Raw genomic sequence first — 16580 nt, 5'->3', positions numbered from 1 at the left:
ATCTGGATCAAACACATGAGAAATATCCTGTTTACCGTTTTATTTATAGGAATACTATCTTTAATCGCATCTCCTATCTCACTCGCGTCTAAATCTTTGCATAAGGCAAATATGATTAATTTGTCGAACAATGCCATTATTTGCATGCATCAAGATCCGGATGGCTATTTGTGGATCGGGACTTACGACGGACTTAACTTATACAACGGAAAAGATACGTATGTATATCGTTTCGAATTAAATAACAAAAACTCTCTTTGTAGTAATATCATTCACAAAATATCCGACGCAGAACCCGGCTTTTTATGGATATCAACCTCTTTAGGTATCAATAAATTCTCACTAAAAGAACGGAAAGTCACCGAGTCTTTCCCCGGATACATGGAATGCGATCTATTGGCCTCCGATTCATCCGGCATCACGCTCGCTATTTGTAAGGAAAACAGAATCTCTTGCTACACCCCATCTAGCGATGGGTTCCGGGACCTGCCGAGAGAAGGAGTAGGCCCTCAAACCGTACGTACCTTATTCGCCGGGACGGACGGACATTTTTATTTATTATTAGCCTCGGGCATACTGAAAAAGTTGACTCCGGATTTCTCCGATACTACTTTTAATTTGCTATCGGAAGAACGCCAATTCCATAATAAACCGATCTTATCCGCATTTTACGAGAATAATCATATTTTCATAGTAGATACCGACAATAAATTATATCGACAGCATGTAGACGGAAAGGGGAAAGAATTCCTGTTCGATCTGCCTGAAATGACAAAACAATATGGTAACATCATCAAGATATGCACCTTCCAATCCAATGTGTATATCGTTTTCCGTAACGGCAATATTCTAGACCTAAGCCAACCGGAAAACACGATAAATATGGGCATCGGTATCTTTTGCCTAATGAACGATAAAAGGCAGGAGATTCTCTGGTTGGGAACAGACGGGCAAGGTATACGGATGTTTTATGACAAACCCGATCTTTTCGGCTCTATCTTACTCAAGGATTTACCGATTAATATACAGAACCCCATACGTTCTTTATATACAGATGACGATCAATCCCTTTGGCTCGGGACAAAAGGAGACGGTATTGTCCGGATACAAGCGTATGACACTTACCATAACAAAAAGATGATCCCACAAAGTGCTATCACGCATTTTACCACCGCCGACGGCCTATCCAGCAACCGGGTGTATTGCTTCCAAAAAAGCGAGTACCATCCATGTATCTGGATTGGCACGGAAGGCCCGGGACTGACCTATTATTCGTATAAAGAGAAACGAATAAAAACGATACCGCAACGAGAAGGCACCACCCCTCTACGCTATGTCCACTCTATTTGCGAGGTAGATGATTCCACATTATGGCTAGCGACAACGGGTAACGGATTGCAAAAGGTTACCTTACATATAGATAAAGCCGTACCTACAATCGGGAAGGTACAAACCTTCCCGTTAAAAAACGGAAAGAACATCTGTAAAGAAATCCAATCGATGGTATATGACAACGACTCTACCCTGTTCCTCGGGAGCCGTGGCGGTTACGGAGTCATTCGTTTCAATATTTTCAATCAAGGATATGAATTCCTGCAAACCAACAATTTAAGAAACCCGGCCATTGGAGATGTGCTTTCCGTATGCCAGACCAAAGATTCCACGTTTTATGCAGGCGCCAGCTCCGGTCTCACCCGGATTAAATTCAGAGGGGGAAAGATACGTTTACGCCAATTCGATAAAAGCGACGGGATCGTAAACGACATGATCCATGGTATCCATGAGGGGAACGATAGCTGTATCTGGCTTAGTACCAATAAAGGTCTCACCAAATATAATCCCCGGAACAACTTTTTCCATAATTATCATCAGCCTTACTTTAGCGTCACGGAATTCTCTGATGACGCTTATTGGAAATGCCCATACTCCGAGCGTTTATTCTTTGGAGGCATCAACGGATTAGTCTGGGTAAATAAACAAACGGAGCCGGAGCATACCTATCAACCCGAATTAAGTTTCTTCGAGTTGCAAATGGATAAACAAATCCTTCCATTATATAAGGACATCAGCCGGAACGGTGTAACGGTTCCGGCTGATGTGCAATCGTTAACGATTGCGTTCGTCGCTCCGGATTACATCAACGGGGAGAATTACGAGTATTCGTATCAGTTGGTCAACTATAATTCCTCTTGGGAAAAATTGCAAAAGACAAACAAGGTAACTTTCATGAACCTACCGTACGGGGAATATTTGCTGAAAGTCCGTTATCGCAACGATGTCATTGATTCGTCGGCAAAAGAATACACTCTACCTATCAAGGTATTACCTCCTATTTATCTAAGCTCGTTAGCCATTTTCACGTATCTTTTTATCGGTACAGTTTTGCTCATCATCGCCACCTATCGTATCCATCACCAAATACTAAAGAAACAGAAGCAGATCGCAGACAAGATCAAGGAGGAGCAAAAAGAGAAGCTATACGAGTCCAAGCTGAATTTCTTTACCCACATTACGCATGAGCTATGCACCCCGCTTACCTTGATCAATGGCGTGGAGAATTATATCCAAGCCTATGCCGCCACCTCAAAAGACAAGACATTAGAAAAATACACTTCAGTCCTCCGGGAAAATGTAGAGGAACTGAACGGACTTATCCAAGAAATCCTTGATTTCCGGAAAGCAGAAGACGCAGGATTCAGTCATACGCACATCCGGAGAGTATCCGTATCCTCTCTTTTGCGAACTCAATTCGAATGGTTTTACCCACTATCCGAGCAACACCAAATCCAATTCAAGATCGATGCTCCCAAAGAGCTTTATTGGAATACGGATTCCGTCTATTTCAAGAAGATCCTAGCAAATCTGATTTCCAACGCATTTAAGTATACGGAAGACGGGGGCACGGTTCGTATCTCCTTACATGAGGAGGAGAACTTCCTCGTCCTTAAAGTTTACAACACCGGCAAAGGAATCGAGGAGGCAGACATGCAAAATATTTTCGACCGATATCGTATCCTTGGCACGATGGATAACGACGATAACAGGCAAAATACGGCACGGAATGGCCTCGGCTTATTTATCTGCCACAGCCTCGTACAATCCTTAGGTGGTAAAATCGACATAGAGAGTGAGGTCGGCCAATATGCTGAATTTACAGTTACCTTACCTTTTGGCATCGTAGAGGAGAGCTCAGACGACACGATAGACGAAGATATTCCCGTATCGCTTCCTTCCCCAAACACGGATATACAAAAGCCGCAAATCTCACATACGGCACAAAAAGAGACGGAAGATAAACCGATGATACTCGTTATCGACGATCATAAAGACATCGTCTGGCTAATCACGGAAACCCTCTCTTCCGAATATCAGGTTCAGGAAGCTTATAATGCGGAGGAGGCTCTGGAATTCCTCAAGCAATACACTCCCTCCCTTATCATCACCGATATCATGATGCCTAATATCGACGGATTGGAATTGATCTCTCTTATCAAGGAAAATAGATATACCCGTCATATCCCGCTTATTATCGTATCTGCCAAAATATCAGACCAAGAGCAAGCGGCAGGACTTAATATAGGAGCGGATGCCTATCTAACCAAGCCTTTCTCGCCAACAGTTCTCCTATCCGTCGTGAACCGATTGATGACAAATCAAAGAGAATTAAAAGAGTATTTCTATTCTCCGGAAAGTGCTTATCAATATACGGAAGGGCAATTATTACATCAAGAAGACAAGGAATTCCTTGACGCCGTAACCGCTATCATCAAAGAAAATGTCAGCAAGGAAGGACTCGGTCCCGAGCTGGTAGCGGACGCACTGAATATAAACACCCGCATCTTATATCGCCGTTTCAAGAAAATATCTACCATGACGCCGAGTGATTTTATAAAGGATTATAGGTTAAACTATGCAGCGCAATTACTCGTAAATACCAACATGAGCGTTCAGGAAATTATTTATAATGTAGGGATTTCTAACAAATCATACTTCTATAGGGAGTTTGCCCGTAAATATAACATGACTCCTAAAGAATACCGCACAAAAGAGGCATAAATCATTGATTCCTAAATAGTGTCATAATCAACCAAAAGAGTATCATAATCTGCCATATGCATTTCATGACACTTCTTCGGTATTTCAAAGCACTCTTCAATTCGTTAAGACCTATTAATATTGCTGTCGAATAACAAAGCAAACCGCTTGTGTGTATTCTTCCTTCGGGAAGCACATTATTAACTTTTAATTTAATGTTTTTATGAAAAAAAAGAGTGAAGGTAAGACGAGGAAATGCCTGACTTTATTAGGTGGACGAACCTCTTTGTTACTTTGTTTATCTTTAATGTTTCAGTCCTCTTATGCGGCCGAAGATTCTACTGTTCCTGAAATGGGAAACATGGAGATTCATCAGATCGCACAGCAAAGTTCAACCATTAAAGGTGTAGTAAAAGACCAAAAGGGTGAACCTCTGATTGGCGTTAGTATTGTTGTGAAAGGAACCACGAACGGAACAGCTTCGGACTTTGACGGAAATTTCACCTTGGATGTGCCGGATAACAGCACATTGGTATTTTCCTTCATCGGCTTCAAATCCCAAGAAGTTCGTTATACCGGGCAAAAAACATTGAACATAGTCTTAGCTGAAGACTCTGAGACACTAGACGAGGTCGTAGTCGTAGGTTACGGTTCCCAAAAGAAAGGTGAGATCACCTCATCCGTAACCAGCGTAAAAGCCTCCGACTTTAACAAGGCACCGGTAGTGAACCCGATGCAATTGGTGGAAGGACGTGTAGCTGGTCTGACTGTATCACGTGGTAGCACCGACCCGAATGGCGAGGTAAAAGTGCAGATGCGTGGCGCCTCTTCTTTGAAAGGGAGCAATGAGCCTCTGGTTATTATTGACGGTATGCCGGGTAATATGACTTCTTTGAACGCTATCGCACCCGAGGATATCGAGGCGATCGACGTATTGAAAGACGGTTCCGCAGCCGCTATCTACGGAACCCGGGGTAATAACGGTGTGATCATCGTCTCCACGAGACGTCCGCAAGCCGGAACTACTCAAGTGGATTACTCAGGATATATCATGCACGAGGCGGTTTATAAACGACCGGAAATCTTAAATGGAGACGAGTTCGTCGCTTATGGCAAAGAAACTAACAACGCCAATATCCGCGACTTTGGTGGACGGGATAACCATTACGACGCTTTATTGAATAAGAGTAATTTCACCCATGTACACAACTTGACCGCTACAGGTGGTAATGGTAAGACAAACTATCGCGCTTCTTTAAATTACAAAAAGAATGATGGTATGATCCGTAACACCAGCCGTGAAACGATCAATGGCTCTATCGCCGTGAACCACCGTGCGTTTGATGATAAACTACAGCTTTCTTTCAATCTAGCAAACTCTTTCGTGAAAGTGGACGCAGTTTCCGATGATGTGGATAAGGTAGGAGATATCCCTAATTACGGCATATTATACCAGGCGATCCGTATCAACCCGACGATGCCTATTTATAAGGAAGACGGCTCCTTCTGGGAAACTTACAGCGGTTACGAAGATTTCAACCCGGTAGCCCGCATATACCAGCGTACCAAGAAAAAGGAATTCAAGAATTTATTGGCGAACTTCAAGGCTCAATATGAGATTATCCCCGGTTTGACAGCCGCCGCTTTCTTCGCTATGGAGAAGAACGACGCGTTAACTAACGATTATAGTATGCGTGAGGAATATAGCCAACATAAAGACGGTACAAACGGACGCGCCAAAAAAGAATATTATCAGAATACCAACCGTACCACTGAATGGACAGCAAACTACAATACTTCCATCAACGGCGTACACAATATTACCGGTTTGCTGGGATACAGTTACCAAGATTTTGAATACGAGCAATTCAGCGCCGAGAACAAGAACTTCTTGACGGACGTATTCGGTACCAATAACCTAGAAGCCGGCGGTTACCTAAAAGATGGTAAGGCCGAGATGAAGAGTAAAAAAGAGACCAGCAAACTGATCGCCTTCTTCGCCCGCGCCAACTATAATTACGACGGTAAATACATGGCCAGCGCCTCTATCCGCCGTGAGGGTTCCACGAAGTTCGGAGCGAACAACAAATGGGCTTGGTTCCCCTCTGTCAGCGCAGGCTGGATGATCTCTCGTGAGGACTTCATGGAGAGCCAAGAAGTGTTCGACGTATTGAAATTCCGTGCCGGTTTCGGTATCACGGGTAGTTTGCCTACCGATCCGTATATGTCTCTCGCTACCTACGGTACAGGCGCTGGAGCTTGGAACGCTTACACCGGTTCATGGCTAACCGCCACTTACGGTCCGAATATCAACCCGAATCCAGATTTGAAATGGGAGAAGAATGAATCCTTGAACGTAGGTTTCGACTTCGGCTTGCTAGGTGGACGCCTAAATGGTACGATCGATTGGTATAGTCGTACGACTCGCGACTTGATCAGTAGCTACAATGCCCAACAGCCATCTTTGATCTACAACACGATCACCACCAACGTAGGCACGATGAGAAATAGAGGTATAGAATTAGCATTAAACGCAGAGGTCGTAAAGACTAAGGATTTCTCTTACACGGCTAATTTCACGTTCTCATACGAGAATAATAAATTGACATCTTTGTCTAACGACGTGTACAAATCTTCTTACGAGGATCAATATGACCTGCCCTCTCCGGGTAACCCGGGCAAGGCTTACCGCCTACAAGAAGGACAGCCGATCGCATCATTCTTCGGTTATGTATGCGATGGCATCAACCCGGACGGAACTTGGAATCTTCGCGACATAGACGGAAAGGAAGGTCTGTCTGACGCTGACCGTACCTTTATCGGTAACGGTTTGCCGAAATTCAAGGCTGGTTTGCAGAACACGTTTACCTATAAGAACTTTGACTTCAGCTTCTTCCTGCGCGGTATGTTTGATTATGACGTATTGAACGAGGGTGCTATTTATTTCGGAACGACTGTCAATATCGATCAGTCTGGCACAAACGTATATAAGGATGCCTTGAAGAACAAGGTAACAGAGCAACCATTGTTCTCTTCTTATTATCTAGAGAAAGGGAACTTCTTGAAGATCGATAACGTGACACTAGGTTATACATTCAACTTCAAAAATAATAAATATGTGCGCAACTTACGTATTTATGGTAATGTCACCAATCTTGCGACTATTACAGGATACTCAGGTTTAACCCCTGACGTAAACGTAACAGGACTACAAGCAGGTATAGAGAAGCGCGGATCTTATCCCACCACCCGTACCTTCACGTTTGGCGTTAATTTTGGATTCTAATTAAGTAACAATAGATTTAAGACAATACAATGAAAGCTTTAAAAAATATATGCGCAATTTCATTATTGCTGGGAGCTACCGCATTTACCTCTTGTACGGACCTGACAGAGGAAATACATAGCTCGGTAATCGCTGAAAATTATTACAACAATGCAGGCGAGGTAATGGCCGCCATGATGCGTCCATGGGGGCACTTCTGTGGAACCATGCAAGTAGCCCAATCGCCTTGGTCATGTAACGAGTTATCTTCCGACGGTGCCGCATGGCCTCAAAAAGGTCGCCACGGCTATGACAATGGAGACTGGATTCGCCTACACCGCCATCAATGGATTCCTACGGATGGTCAAGTAGTGGATGCTTGGAAAAAATTATTTGAAGGTATCGGATATGCTAACAACTTCCTTACAGATACAGAGAATATAGATTTTGAAGCACTCCAAGTTCCAATGTCTAAAGCACAAGCACAAGCGGAGATGCGTGTATATCGCGCTTACTGTTATTGGTATGTGATGGATATGTTCGGTACGGCTCCAATTTGCGAGAAAATCGGTGAAATCAATCCTTCCTCCAAATCTCGCGCAGAGTTATTCGCTTGGATCGAAAAAGAGTTAAACGAGAGTATTCCTTCTTTGTCAGAGAGTAAAACAGAGACCTACGGACGTGTATCCAAATGGGGGGCTTACGCATTATTGGCTCGTCTCTATTTGAATGCGGAAATTTATACTGGACAAGCACGCTGGGATGATTGTATCGCTGCTTGCGATGAATTAGCTAAGGGAGGTTTCGCATTGGATAAGAAGTGGAATGACACTTTCCGTGCGGATAACGACAAGCGATCTACCGAGATCATCTGGTCAATCGTGTATGATGAAGTATATGCCAAAGGAATGGGCTGGTATCAACGTTGGTTGCATTACGCACACCAAACTGGCTGGGATTTGCAATCCGGGCCTTGGAACGGTCTGGTGACACAACCTACCTTCTATGACTCATTTGCTGATAACGACTTGAGAAAGGTGGAAGGCTTCTTGATCGGTAAGCAATATCCTCGCAAAGTGGATGAAAACGGTAATTACTACTACGACACGACCGCAGAGCCTTTGAAAGGTTCAGAGGAGTACAATGGGCAGGATTTGGTATTCGTAAACTACATTAAGTCCATGACCGAGGGCGAAGAAAACAGCGGCGCTCGCTCTATCAAGTATGAGATCCAACCGGGTACTACCGGCGATATGAACAACGACTGGGTGATGTTCCGTTATTCCGAGGTTATCTATAACAAAGCGGAGGCCTTGATGCGTAAGAACGGGGGCAAAGCAACGCAAGAAGTGGTAGATATGATCAACAGCGTTCGTCAACGTTCTTTCAAGGCAGAGGATTGGGAGAAAGCGAAATATACGACCGCTACTCTGACCATGGATGAGTTCTTGGCCGAAAAAGGTAGAGAGTTTGCTTTCGAAGGAATCCGCCGTACAGACTTGGTTCGTTTCAACAAGTTCGTAACCACTTCTTGGTGGGACAAGACTGCATCCAACGAACCAAAGCGTAATATCTTCCCTATTCCGCAAAGACAATTGGATGCTAACGCAAACTTATCTCCGAACGAGGCTAACTCATTGTTCTAAATATCAACTAAGTATAGTAGAAATCCATTATTAACAAATTAGCACTTGACAATGATAGAGGACTACTATACTTATTGATCTGAAAATATAAAAGGTTACCTTTGTCACTATCAAAGGTTATCCTTGGAACTATCAAAGGTGGCCTTTTATGTTTCATCCTTTTCTAACTAATTGATACGACATGATAAATCTCAAGAAATCGATGTGTTGCCTTTTTCTGGCAGCCAGCTCAACAGTAGCGATCGCACAGACCAATGTAGTTGATCTTGTAAACCCGATCATCGGGACAAATGGAATGGGACATACGTTCCCGGGCGCTTGCGTACCCTTCGGACTCGTGCAACTCAGTCCGGATACGGATACCATACCGCACAACGTAGACGGTAAATACCAGCCACGTTCCTACGAGTATTGCGCCGGCTACCAACATAAGGATAGTAGCATCGTAGGTTTCAGTCACACCCACTTCAGCGGTACCGGCCACTCCGACCTAGGAGACATCTTGATTATGCCTACCACCGGAACGTTGAAGCTAAATCCCGGTACAGCCACGAATCCCGATGGCGGTTACCGTTCCCGCTTCTCGCATGACACCGAGATATCCCGTCCCGGATACTATGAGGTGATGCTCGCCGATTATGGCGTAAAGGCGCAACTGACCACCACCCAACGGGTCGGCATCCACAAATACACATACCCTACGAACAGTGAGAACCAACGCATTATCCTTGATATGATTCACGGGATCTATAACTATGACGGCAAAGTTCTTTGGACCAATATTCGTGTAGAGAACGATACGCTGGTAACCGGCTATCGTATTACAAACGGTTGGGCACGTACCAACTATACTTATTTCGCCATGTCTTTCTCCAAACCGATCACGCATTACGGATGCGAAGAGAAAGCGAAAGTTAATTATCGGGGCGGTTATGCCAAGTTCAACATGAAAGAGGACTTCCCGGATATCGGAGGACGCAAGATCGTCGCTTATTTTGATTTCGATCCGAAAACATCTGATGAGTTGGAAGTGAAAGTCGCCCTTTCCGGAGTCAGCACCGAGGGAGCCTTAAAAAATCTACGTGCCGAGGCTTCCGGAGCGGACTTCGACCAATTAGCCGCCAAAGCCTCCGATACTTGGAATAAAGCGCTCTCCGTCATCGACGCAAAAGGAAGCGATGACCAATTGGCTATGCTTTACACCTCCTTGTATCACACGATGATCAATCCTTGCGTATACACAGACGTTGACGGTCAATACCGCGGACTCGACCATAATATCCATCAAGCGGACGGATTCACGAACTATACCGTATTCTCCGTATGGGATACGTATCGTGCCCTACATCCCCTGTTCAATATCATCAACCGACAAGTTAACACGGATATCGCCAAATCCATGTTGAAACATTGCGAGCAAAGCGTTCATCATGCCTTGCCGATCTGGAGCCATATGGCAAATGAGAACTGGTGCATGATCGGTTATCACTCCGTCTCTGTCTTGGCGGATGCTATCGCCAAAGGATTACCGATTGATAAAGACGCCGCGTTAAAAGCGATGATCAGCAGTTCTACGATTCCGTATTATGAGGGAACCAAAGAGTTTATGGAATTAGGTTATGTTCCTTTAGATCGCAACGGTAGCGCAGGCTCCTTGACTTTGGAGTATGCTTATGATGATTGGACAATCTATAATACAGCTTTATTAGCGGGAAACCGATCCGTGGCCGATACCTATAAAAAGCGTGCGTCCAATTACGCGAATGTATTCGATACCTCGATCGGATATGCCCGTCCCCGTTATACGAATGGTAAATTCAAAGAGGACTTCAGTTTGTTAAGCACGCACGGTGAAGGGTTTATCGAGGGAAATGCCTTGAATTATTCCTTCTATGTCCCTCAAGATGTCAATGGTATGATTCAGTTGATGGGAGGCGAGCAAGCATTCATCACTAAAATGGATTCCTTATTCACGATGCATCTTCCTGATGAGTTCTTTGCCGAGACCGAAGACGTAACCAAAGAAGGATTACTAGGAGGTTATGTACACGGCAACGAACCCAGCCATCACATCCCATTCTTATACACATGGACCAGCCAGCCTTGGAAAACCCAATACTGGCAACGTGAGATCATGAATAAGATGTATCGCAACAATATCGACGGCCTTTGCGGTAACGACGACTGCGGCCAGATGTCCGCTTGGTATATCCTTTCCGCCATGGGATTCTATCCGGTTTGCCCGGGTACGGATCAATACGTATTAGGCGCTCCCTACCTTCCATATATGAAGGTTCGCTTGGAGAATGGTAAGACTTTCGAGGTAAAAGCCGATAAAGTCAGCGACAAGAACCGTTATGTAAAAGCGGTAAAGCTAAACGGAAAACCCTATACCAAAGGATACATCACGCAGGATGACATCATGAACGGTGGAACGCTCACTTTCGAGATGACTTCCAGCCCGAACAAAAAGCGATTGTTCAACGGAGAGGATCGTCCTTATTCACTGACAGATTAGCCCATTTTCACCTAAAAACAGATGAGACTTATGAGATATAAACAATTAATCAGCGGTGCTTTCCTGCTGTGGACTTGCATCGCTTGCTCCAGCAAAAAGGAACAGGCGGCTACGGTAGCGGAAGCCACCTCAAGTCCTTGGGATAATTATTACATCGGAAAGATCGGTTTCGAGAATCTTTCCCCCGAGACTAAGGGCTCGGCGATCTATGCCGCCGTTATCCCAGATCCGGAAGCTTATATTACCAAGCACGCCCGCAAGGTCGTAGAGACGCTTTATTTCACTCCGGAAGATAGTATCCCGGGCATCGAGGAGATCCACTATACATTAAAGGAATACGACGGGGTATCCGCAAAAGACGGAGCGCCCCCTTCCATCAGTATCGTATACAGCACGAAATGGATCGAGAAAAGTTTTGCCAATAACGACACCGCGAAAGTGGATTACGAGACCCGTGGCGTATTATACCATGAGCTGACGCATGGTTTCCAATTGGAGCCTCAAGGCATAGGTAGCTATGGGACTAATAAGACTTTCTGGGCCATGATAGAAGGTGTGGCGGATGCCGTAAGATACCTAAACGGCGGTTTTACCTTGGAAGATCGTCCCAAAGGCGGCCATTATATGGATGGTTACCGCACGACAGGCTTCTTCCTCGCATGGCTTACTCAAACCAAGAGCCCGGATTTCCTGCGGAAGTTCAACCGAAGCACATTAGAGGTTATTCCTTGGTCGTTCGATGGTGGCGTGAAATATGCGCTCGGCAATGATCATGATATAGACTCCTTATGGAAAGAATATATGGCAACGATGGGAGATGAAGCGTAGCCCCGGCAAAGGCTACGACCAACGGCGGTAACACTCAACAAGTTACCGCCGTTCTTTTATAGTATCACTCCCGACCTTCCGCCAATAGGCATTATAAGGTCGCGACAATGCCCATCGTAAGCTCCTTATACTGCCCATCCTAACAACCTTACAATGGGCATTGTTACATTATTCCCCTAAAACACCTTCCTTATTTGCATTTCCGTAAACATATATCTACTTTTGCGAAAAAGTAAATATGGAACTTTATACCCGAATCCTGTTGCCGAAAGCACGATTCTCTTTCTCATATGAGGACCGGGTCGTGATGATGGGCTCCTGCTTCGCCGAGAATATCGGGCGGAAGCTGGAAGAGAATAAATTCTCCGTAGATATAAACCCATTCGGTACTCTGTATAACCCGGCTTCCGTAGCGGAAGGATTGCGGATGCTACTACGCCCGGAGCGTTTCACTCCCGGCGATTTATTCCAGCATGAGGGCATATACCATAGTTTTACCCATCATAGCCGTTTCTCCGCTCCCTCGGAAGAAGAATGCCTAGGCCATATAAACAGCCGCTTATCCGAATCCTCCGATTTCCTGCGAAAAGCGACCCGGTTGGTAATCACGTTGGGAACCGCTTTCGTCTACCGCCTCAAGAGCGACGGGCGAATCGTGTCGAATTGCCATAAGCTACCGGAAAAGATGTTCGATCGGCAACGATTATCCACGCAAGAGATCGTCGAGGACTGGAAACCTCTGTTACTAGCCCTTTGGGAACAAAACCCCGCCTTGAAAATCTTATTTACCGTAAGTCCGATCCGCCACTGGAAAGACGGGGCGCACGAGAACCAACTCAGCAAAGCCACCCTATTGCTAGCCACGGACGCCTTACAGAAAGATTATCCCGACCGAATCGCCTACTTCCCCGCTTATGAGATCCTTATGGACGAGCTCCGGGATTATCGTTTCTATGCGGACGATATGCTCCATCCCTCCCCATTGGCCATTGATTATATTTGGCAACGTTTTATCGAAAATTTCTTATCCACAGACACTTCGGCAATCCTTAAAGAATGGGGTGATATTCAAAAAGCTATTAACCATAAGCCCTTTCAACCGGATAGCGAGGCATATAAGCGGTTTATTCTTCAAACTTTGTTAAAAATGGAACGAATTAGCGAGAAAAACCCTTCGTTCGATATAGCGAAAGAGATTGAATACGTGAAGGCAAAAATGAGGATATGCCAGTAGCGGACAATTTATCCGCATTGACATATCCTCACGGGATACAGGTTTACTTCAATCGAAGCTTGATATTTCCATAATTGGGGATTACGTCTAATGCCTTACAATAATCACCCCAAGCAATTTCGGGATAGTCCCAACGAGTATTTACATAGAGTATCAGTTGCTCGCCGGTCGGCTTGTTAAGCCGGCAAGCCAATGATGCTGACGGAGAGACGATATTAAACGCCTCCTTATTCTCTATCAACAATTTGTAACTGAAAATATTCTCTTTCATGCCTTTAGCCATCTGCGTCAACGGACGGTCACCGATAGCACCCGGATCAGCGAAATAATAATAATTATGGGTATCCAGATTCCACGATTGCTCAGGGTTGGCTCCATAGGCGACTGTTTTCGGGTTATACAAAGCCGCGGCTCCTTTATTCCCGGCGAAACTATTCTCCGGATAATAACTCCAGTATCCTTTACGTGTCCATTCAAGATGCGATACGGCCTCGGGCAGATAGAACTTGACGCCAGATTCCCGGAGCCATCCGTTCGGTTCTCCCTCTGTCTGGTAATAAATATCCAATTCCCCATTCGGCCGCAAGATAAAATTCATCGTCATGCCAATACCCTTATAGGTGCCGGATAAATCCAGGAGGATCGCTCCCTCGGAATCCCGGCGGTATACCAACGATCCTTTTTTCCAATCCGCATCATCCACTATATAATTCTTCGCTTTCTCGCGCACCTCAGGTCCCGTATTATGGTTCACGTTCAAATCAAGGTTCAAGAACGGTCCTTTCTCGATAACGACCTTACCGCGAGAGGTGGCGTTATGGATCAGACCAGTCGATTTATCGAAAGGAACCGTAAAGCCATCTCCCTTGATAAGGATCTGATCCGGAGTCTCCTCCAAAGACAGAGCGGACTTCGCCGCAGGGACGACTGCCAGATCCGGGTTCACATTGCCCAACGCAATCTCCTCCGCGTCGATCAACATTCCATCAGACGCATAAAACGACAAAAGTATCGTCTCTCCCGCCATCCATTCCTGAGCCGGAATCTTCAACATCCCTTTTCGATGCGGAGAGACAGACGGAGCTTCCAATGTATATTCCTTTCCTTTGTACGTATATCGAATACTCACCTCATCCAGGTTCGTATGGTCAAAGCGGTTATAGACCGGCAGGCTCAAAGGCATGCCGGAGATGAGCTCCTTGGCATCCGTCTGGAGCAGGCGAATCGGAGAGTACGCTTTCTTCGTCCCCCAATACTCCGGCTTCTCTCTACGCCAAACATCTACGATACCCCATTCACCGTAACCTACACATTTGCCTTGAAAATCCAACGGCTTGGCGGTACGTGCGAAATCAATCCAGAAAGCCTCGCCTTTTTTAGGCTCGGGAAGCATGAACGTCTCATCGATATACCCCCAGATGGCACCGCCTAGTCCTCCTTGTGCGTCGAACAGCTTGCTCCACATCTTATCCAGCGAGGCCCCCCAGAACTCACGAATATTAGGGTCATCCTGCAAAGTCGTATACGTGTAACAAGGCACATGCGCCCATTCATCGTAGATTGTAGGCATGGAAGCGACTTGGAATCCAAAAGTCTGCACGCCCCATTGGTTCATCGTTCCATCCACCCCGGGATAGTGCATGCTCAATATATCGTAGCAAGCAACGTCCTTAGCGACCGAGCCCGGATAACTGAAGATGGCAGGACGTGTGGTATCCTGTTTTTTCACCCAATCATACGATTGCTGGAAATTGGTACCATATACGCTCTCATTACCGATCGACCAAAACAAGATAGAGGCATGCGTACGCAAGCTGTTCACCATCTCCTTCAACTGTCCCATATAGCGATCCGTAAAAAGGGGATCCTCTTGGTTGGCAGCCGGCGCATAGTTCTTCTGCCGATGCGTATTCACGAAGCAAATAGCCGTCTCACATTCCACATACAATCCCATCTTGTCGCAATAGTCCAAGAAACGCTCTGTCGGGGGGTAATGGGAAGTACGGACAAAGTTCATATTCGTATGCTTGAATATAGCCGCATCCAAGCTATCCAGCTCAGCCGTGATCGTCCTGCCCAAGGTTGGATGGATATCATGGCGACATGCTCCGCGAAGCTTTACGGGCAGACCATTCACCAACATCCTATTGCCATCCATCTTAATCTCCCTGAACCCAACCTTCCGGCTGATGCGGCAAACCTCTTTACCCGCCTCTTCCAGATGAATATCCAAGGTATACAAACGCGGATGCTCGGCATCCCATTTCAAAGGAGCGGTTACCGCAAAATCATGGTTGACCCGGCCGGCTTTCACCTCCTTTACCGCTACCGGCAGATTCACGTTCTCGCCTTTCGGGTCTCTCAAAGAATAACGAACCCGCGCGTCCCGGGAGATATCGAACGATACCTTCAAAGAAGCATCCGTATACGTATCATCCAGATCCGTTTCTATCATCAAGTCGGATACATTCGTCTGTGGGAGGGCATACACCGTAACATCCCGGAGGATTCCTCCGATCGGGTGATGCGCGTAACCGGACGCATACGAGATATCATCCAGCCGGTCTGTCACCTCCAGCTTTATCTCATTTTTCTTGCCGGGCTTAACCAGTGAAGTAATATCAGCCTCCCAACGACTAAATCCGCCGAAGTGTTCCCGCACATAGGTTCCATTCACCCATAAACGAGCGTAGCTATAAACCCCGTCAAAACGAAGGATGGTACGTTGCCCCTTATAATCGGCGGGAAGCACGAATTGTTTCTTGTACAGCACAGGCTTGTCATGCTCAATGGCATATCCCTGCATGGCCGCCTCGCCCGGTACCTGTATCGGGCTCCATTTAGACTTCGGGCTAAATTGGAACGACCAATCCCCGTTTAATGACATTTGATGCCGCTCTACCCCGGCGACTGTCTTCGGTATAATATACGCCTTTGTCTCGACCGCTTGGGACACGTTCCCCAGCAAGGATAGGCATATACAACCAATCATATAAAGTACTTTCATTGTATAATAATTTATCGTTATAAATTTGCATAAACATTCAACATCAA

7 protein-coding genes are annotated in these 16580 nt (G+C 45.7%); 6 read left to right on the top strand and 1 reads right to left on the bottom strand.

Features of this window, described 5'->3' with window-relative positions; genetic code table 11:
• Positions 1 to 15 precede the first annotated feature (15 nt).
• From DWY79_RS13850 to DWY79_RS13825, 6 genes are all read left to right on the top strand, one after another.
• Positions 16 to 4056 carry a response regulator gene (locus DWY79_RS13850; protein ID WP_122369521.1) on the top strand — a complete coding sequence of 1347 codons (4041 nt, stop codon included), beginning with the start codon at positions 16 to 18 and terminating at the stop codon, positions 4054 to 4056.
• 202 nt (positions 4057 to 4258) lie between these two features.
• The gene (locus DWY79_RS13845) at positions 4259 to 7321 is read left to right on the top strand and encodes a TonB-dependent receptor (RefSeq protein ID WP_122369520.1); all 3063 of its coding nucleotides are present in this window, start codon (positions 4259 to 4261) and stop codon (positions 7319 to 7321) included.
• Between the two features lie 29 nt (positions 7322 to 7350).
• The gene (locus tag DWY79_RS13840; RefSeq protein ID WP_005867390.1) at positions 7351 to 8946 is read left to right on the top strand and encodes a RagB/SusD family nutrient uptake outer membrane protein; all 1596 of its coding nucleotides are present in this window, start codon (positions 7351 to 7353) and stop codon (positions 8944 to 8946) included.
• A 181-nt stretch (positions 8947 to 9127) separates the two neighbouring features.
• The gene (locus DWY79_RS13835) at positions 9128 to 11464 is read left to right on the top strand and encodes a GH92 family glycosyl hydrolase (protein WP_122369519.1); all 2337 of its coding nucleotides are present in this window, start codon (positions 9128 to 9130) and stop codon (positions 11462 to 11464) included.
• Between the two features lie 30 nt (positions 11465 to 11494).
• Positions 11495 to 12292, top strand: coding sequence for a basic secretory protein-like protein (locus tag DWY79_RS13830; RefSeq protein ID WP_122369518.1), 798 nt, complete (start codon positions 11495 to 11497; stop codon positions 12290 to 12292).
• A gap of 238 nt (positions 12293 to 12530) precedes the next feature.
• On the top strand, positions 12531 to 13526 hold the full coding sequence (locus DWY79_RS13825) for a GSCFA domain-containing protein (protein WP_122369517.1): 996 nt from the start codon (positions 12531 to 12533) through the stop codon (positions 13524 to 13526).
• 43 nt (positions 13527 to 13569) lie between these two features.
• Here DWY79_RS13825 and DWY79_RS13820 read toward each other — a convergent pair whose 3' ends face one another.
• Positions 13570 to 16533: a glycoside hydrolase family 2 TIM barrel-domain containing protein gene (locus DWY79_RS13820; RefSeq protein ID WP_122369548.1), complete on the bottom strand. Its 2964-nt coding sequence runs from the start codon at positions 16531 to 16533 to the stop codon at positions 13570 to 13572.
• Between the last annotated feature and the right edge of the window lie 47 nt (positions 16534 to 16580).

Source organism: Parabacteroides sp. AF27-14 (assembly GCF_003635425.1).
Lineage (GTDB): Bacteria > Bacteroidota > Bacteroidia > Bacteroidales > Tannerellaceae > Parabacteroides > Parabacteroides distasonis.
Note: the sequence above shows the minus strand (reverse complement) of the source record. Positions and strands in the feature narration are given on the sequence as shown.